The 1,438-nt window shown below is 72.9% G+C and carries 2 protein-coding genes; one reads left to right on the forward strand and one right to left on the reverse strand.

What is annotated here, in order from left to right; translation table 11 throughout:
* Nucleotides 1–130: 130 nt before the first annotated feature.
* Nucleotides 131–562 (forward strand): hypothetical protein, encoded by a 432-nt coding sequence (locus ACWGIU_RS37830; RefSeq protein WP_453712607.1) that lies wholly within the window; start codon nt 131–133, stop codon nt 560–562.
* Here the strand turns inward: ACWGIU_RS37830 and ACWGIU_RS37835 are convergent.
* Nucleotides 543–1,247 (reverse strand): FadR/GntR family transcriptional regulator, encoded by a 705-nt coding sequence (locus ACWGIU_RS37835; protein WP_453712609.1) that lies wholly within the window; start codon nt 1,245–1,247, stop codon nt 543–545. The genes ACWGIU_RS37830 and ACWGIU_RS37835 overlap by 20 nt on opposite strands.
* Between the last annotated feature and the right edge of the window lie 191 nt (nt 1,248–1,438).

Here is a 1,438-nt window from a genome sequence, read left to right on the forward strand (position 1 = left end):
CTACCGCGCGAGGCGTGCTCGATCGCATGTTCACCGGCCGACCGGATCTTCCCGAGTCGAAAATCAGAACAGATGCCTGCAAACTAACCAAGTCGGGATCTTCCCGGCTCCTGTGGGGAGGAGGGTAGGAGTGGGAGCGAGACCGAGCCGAGCCGTATCCGTGCTGGTCACCTCCGTGATCCTGACCGGACTCCTGGTCCCCGGGGCCGCCGCGCAGCCCGTGGCGGAGGAGCCCGCACCCGGACCCGAGGTGGTGGCCCCCGTAGTCGTGGAACTCGCCGACATCCCCGCCGAACCTCCCGTGCAGCCCGCGCGGCCCGCGGGGGGCGAGCTGTTCGGCGCCGACTGCGACACCGTGATCCAGGGCTCACAGGTGGCGGCGTACTGCCACAACGCCTACCCGGAGACCGACCTCGTACGGCTGCACGTCGAGTGCGACCGCTGGTGGGACGTGGACGGCGACGGCGTCGCCGTGGCCGTCGGCCCGGCCGGCCGCACCGAGCTCGTCGGCCGCTGCTGGAAAGAGGTCCGCTCGGCCTGGGTCAGCCACCGGCGCCCATGAACGGGGCGTCCTCCCCGCTCTTGCCCAGGCAGGCGTAGGGGTAGCCCGCGGCCTCCGAGGCCGCCGCGTCCCCGTCGCCCCGCCGGATCGCCTCGATCAGCCGGGCGTGGTCCAGATGGGCGGAAGGGCGCAGCTCCGTGCCCACGTCCGCCCGCAGCCAGTCGGCCACCAGGTCGCCGAGGTCCGCGTAGAGCTCGATCAGGACGTCGTTGTGCGAGGCGGTGACGACCGCCATGTGCAGACTCACGTCCGCCGCCACGAACACCTCGGCGTCCCCGCCCGCCCAGGCCTCCTCGCGGCGCGCCAGCAGGGCGTCCAGCTGTACGAGGTCCCGCTCGGTGCGCCGCTCCGCCGCCAGTCGGGCGGCCGAGGACTCCAGCGTCGAACGCAGCTCGGCGATGTGCCGCGGCTCGGCCCCGGCGAAGCGGCGGTGCATCACGCCGGCCAGCTCGCTGGTGGCGATGACGTACGTCCCCGAGCCCTGCCGGATGTCGAGGAGGCCGTTGTGCGCCAGCGCCCGAACGGCCTCGCGCACCGTGTTGCGGGCGACCCCGAGCAGCTCGACGAGCTCCGGCTCGGTCGGGATGCGGGCGCCGACCGGCCACTCGCCGGAAGTGATCTGGTTCCGCAGCTGGGCGATCACCTGATCGGCGAGTGCGGAGCGCCGGGGCGAGGTCAGCGGCATGGGTTCCTTTCAGGAACGACTTCGAGAGCGCGGCCGGGGCGGCCGCCGACTGGACAACCAATCATCCCATGATTCTATGATGGTTGAATGCCCGACGACGAAACCCAGACGCTCGACCGGCCCGCCGGGGGCGACCCGCCCTCCCCGCCGGCCACCGGTGCGGCCGGGGCCGCCGCGGCCGGCGCCACGGC

The sequence above is a fragment of the Streptomyces sp. NPDC054840 genome (assembly GCF_053611065.1).